Source organism: Arthrobacter sp. B0316-1-20, from assembly GCF_059091865.1.
In genome coordinates this window covers 1-3,550 of record NZ_JBNHHC010000184.1, presented here as the reverse complement: position 1 = coordinate 3,550, position 3,550 = coordinate 1, and the positions used below count along the sequence as shown (strand labels likewise).

4 protein-coding genes are annotated in these 3,550 nt (G+C 63.4%); 3 read left to right on the top strand and 1 reads right to left on the bottom strand.

The annotated features are described in order from the left end of the window. Positions 1 to 191 precede the first annotated feature (191 nt). The 3 genes from secY to map all read left to right on the top strand — a co-directional run bounded on the left by secY (position 192) and on the right by map (position 3,031). On the top strand, positions 192 to 1,508 hold the full coding sequence (gene secY, locus AC5RW2_RS41480) for a preprotein translocase subunit SecY (RefSeq protein ID WP_494030140.1): 1,317 nt from the start codon (positions 192 to 194) through the stop codon (positions 1,506 to 1,508). Then, positions 1,505 to 2,083, top strand: coding sequence for an adenylate kinase (locus AC5RW2_RS41475; protein ID WP_494030141.1), 579 nt, complete (start codon positions 1,505 to 1,507; stop codon positions 2,081 to 2,083). The genes secY and AC5RW2_RS41475 overlap by 4 nt, the downstream gene beginning before the upstream one ends. 114 nt (positions 2,084 to 2,197) lie before the next feature. Continuing rightward, positions 2,198 to 3,031 carry a type I methionyl aminopeptidase gene (gene map / locus AC5RW2_RS41470; protein WP_494030142.1) on the top strand — a complete coding sequence of 278 codons (834 nt, stop codon included), beginning with the start codon at positions 2,198 to 2,200 and terminating at the stop codon, positions 3,029 to 3,031. Positions 3,032 to 3,120: 89 nt separating this feature from the next. Here map and AC5RW2_RS41465 read toward each other — a convergent pair. Then, positions 3,121 to 3,550, bottom strand: a 430-nt coding sequence (locus AC5RW2_RS41465; RefSeq protein ID WP_494075318.1) for an extracellular solute-binding protein, incomplete at its 5' end; no start/stop codon positions are given.

Sequence of the window (3,550 nt, the reverse complement as noted above, 5' to 3'; positions counted from 1 at the left end):
GGGTCGGAGTAATCCGGCCCGCCAGGGCATTTTAAGGCAGCCTGACGGGCGGGAGCCCCCGCGGAGCGGGCACCAGTATGACGCCGGATCCGAACGGGGCAGCACGGTATTTATTTGTATGGCGATTGAGCCGCTAGACTCGGTAGTTGTGACTTGTCGTCAAACGGCACCAAGAACTTTCAGGAGGACGCTTGCTTAGCGCTATTGGCCGGGCATTCCGGACGCCGGACTTGCGACGCAAGCTGTTGTTCACGCTGGGAATCATCGCGATCTTCCGCCTGGGCGCGTTTATCCCGGCGCCCGGTGTTGACTACGGCAATGTGCAGCAGTGTTTGGCCTTGGGAACCACCACCGGCGGCCTGTACCAGTTCGTAAACCTGTTCAGCGGCGGCGCCCTGCTCCAGGTCTCCATTTTCGCCCTGGGCATCATGCCCTACATCACGGCGAGTATCATCGTCCAGCTGCTGCGCGTGGTCATTCCGCGCTTCCAGGAGCTGCACCAGGAAGGTCAGTCCGGCCAGTCCAAGCTGACCCAGTACACCCGGTACCTGACCATCGCACTGGGCCTGCTGAACGCCACTACATTGGTGTCCCTGGCCCGGTCCGGCGCCCTGTTCAACTTCACCTGCAACGTGCCAGTCATCCCGAATGACAACATCATCACCGTCCTGCTGATGATCCTCACGCTGACGGCCGGCACCGGACTGATCATGTGGATGGGCGAGCTGATCACCGAGAGGGGCGTGGGCAACGGCATGTCCCTGCTCATCTTCACGTCCATCGCCGCCAGCTTCCCGGGCGCCCTGGGCGCAATCCTGAACAGCCAGGGCTGGAGTGTCTTCCTGACCGTGCTGGCCATCGGCGTCGTCGTGGTGGCCCTGGTGATTTTCGTCGAGCAGTCGCAGCGCCGTATCCCGGTCCAGTACGCCAAGCGCATGGTGGGCCGCCGGACACTGGGCGGTACCAGCACGTATATCCCGATCAAGGTGAACATGGCCGGCGTCATTCCGGTCATCTTCGCCTCGTCGATGCTGTACCTGCCGGCCCTGGTCGCGCAGTTCAACACGCCGACGGATCCGAACACGCCTTTGCCCGAGTGGGTGGCCTGGATTCAGACCTACCTGGTCACCGGCGACCACCCGCTGTACATGGCCCTGTACTTCCTGATGATTGTGTTCTTCACGTATTTCTACGTAGCGATCACCTTCAATCCAGACGAGGTCTCGGACAACATGAAGAAGTACGGCGGCTTCATCCCTGGTATCCGGGCTGGCCGGCCCACGGCGGAGTACCTGCAGTACGTCCTGTCCCGGATCACGCTGCCAGGCGCCCTGTACCTGGGCATCGTGGCCCTGATTCCCTTGATTGCCCTGGTGCTCATCAACGCCAACCAGAATTTCCCGTTTGGCGGTACCTCGATCCTCATCATGGTGGGTGTGGGTCTTGAGACGGTCAAGCAGATCGATGCCCAACTCCAACAACGCCACTACGAAGGGTTACTGCGATGACGAGAATGCTCATTATCGGTCCGCCAGGATCAGGTAAGGGAACACAGGCGGCACGGATATCAGAGCGGCTTGGCGTCGTTGCGATTTCCACCGGCGATATCTTCCGCGCAAATGTAAAGGCACAGACGCCGCTTGGCATTGAAGCCAAGAAGTACATTGACGCCGGCGACTTCGTTCCGGACAGCGTCACCAACAACATGGTCCGCGACCGCCTCCAGGAAGCCGATGCAGCAGAGGGCTTCCTGCTGGACGGCTACCCCCGCACCACCGTGCAGGTGGATGAGCTGGACAGCATCCTGTCCGAGAACGAGCAGCAGCTGGACGTAGTCCTGCAGCTGACCGCCGATGACGAGGAACTGGTCCGGCGCCTGCTGGCCCGTGCCGAGCTGGACGGCCGCACGGATGACAACGAGACCGTCATCCGCCACCGGCTGGACCTCTACCACGAGCAGACGGAGACCGTCGTGGCCCGGTACGCCGAGCGCGGCATCCTCACTAAAGTTGACGGCATCGGTGCCATCGACGAGGTCACCGACCGGGTCATGGACGCCATCAAGGCCGTCACCGGTTCCTGATCCGGGTCCATAGGCTTGAAGCGAAGGCCCCTGGCTGCGGTTGAACCGCCGCCGGGGGCCTTCGGCGCTGAACCGCTAGAATTGTCGGGTTGATTCCGAAGGAAGTTGGTAAGAATGGCGTTCGGCCAGCCGCGCATCGAATACAAGACACCTGCCCAGATCCTTAAAATGCGCCAGGCCGGGCTGGTCACCAGCCGCGCCCTGGATGCGGCGGTGGCTGCCGCCGTCGTCGGTGCCACCACCCGGGACCTGGACGCTGCGTTCGCCGCAGTCTTGAAAGATGCTGGGGCGACCTCCAACTTCCTTGGCTACCACGGCTACCCGGCCACCGTCTGCACCTCGGTCAATGAACAGGTGGTCCATGGGATTCCCGGTGACTATGTGCTGCAGGAAGGCGACATCATTTCCATCGACGGCGGTGCCATCGTCGACGGCTGGCACGGCGACTCCGCACGGACCGTGATCGTGGGCACCGAGGACCCCGCGGACCGGGAACTGTCCGATGTCACAGAGAACGCCATGTGGGCCGGCATTGCCGGATTGGCTCGCGGCAAGCATGTCGGGGATATCGGCAACGCGATCGATGATTACGTCACCCAGGCCGGGGACGGGCGCTTCGGCATCCTGGAAGACTATGTGGGCCACGGCATCGGCTCGGCGATGCATCAGGCCCCGGATGTGCTCAACTACCGCACCAAGCACCGCGGCCCGAAGATCCGGCCCGGCATGTGCCTGGCCATCGAACCTATGCTGGTGCGCGGCGGCATCGAAACAGCGGTACTGGATGATGACTGGACCGTGGTAACCGTGGACGGTGCGCGCTCCTGCCAGTGGGAACACACCGTGGCCGTGCACGACGGCGGTATCTGGGTCCTCACGGCTGAAGACGGGGGTGCCGCACGGCTGGCGCCGCTGGGCGTGACGCCCGTACCGCTGGACAGCAAATAGGCGTCGGCCCGGTGCGGGACCCCGCAGCCCTCATGGAATGGCCCCCGGAAACCCAAAGGTACCGGGGGCCATCCCATTTTGGACGGGACCTAGGCCAGCTTGGGTTCCACGTCGCTGGTGTAGATGCCTTCTAGGACCGTCTTCAGGTCCGTCAGGGACTGCTTGACGTCAGCCTGCTGCGTCATGATGGCAGCCGCCGTCTTGGCCATCTCCTGGTCGGCGCCCGGCAGGAAGGCACGGGCATAGTCCTGGGTGCGGGTGACGTCCAGCTGGTCCAGGGCCACCTGGATCTGCGGAGTCTCTGCCAGCACCTGGGCCATATCCGAGGACTTGCGCACCGGCATGTAACCGGTGGCGCGGGAGAAGGCAGCGGTGTTCTCCGGCTCCGTCATGAACTTCAGGAAGGTCGCAGCGGCCAGCTGCTGTTCCTTCGTGGTGTTCTTCGGAATGCCCAGGCCGGCACCGCCCGTGGGGCAGACCTCACTGCCGGGGGCAGCACCGCCGGGCAGGAAGCCCACT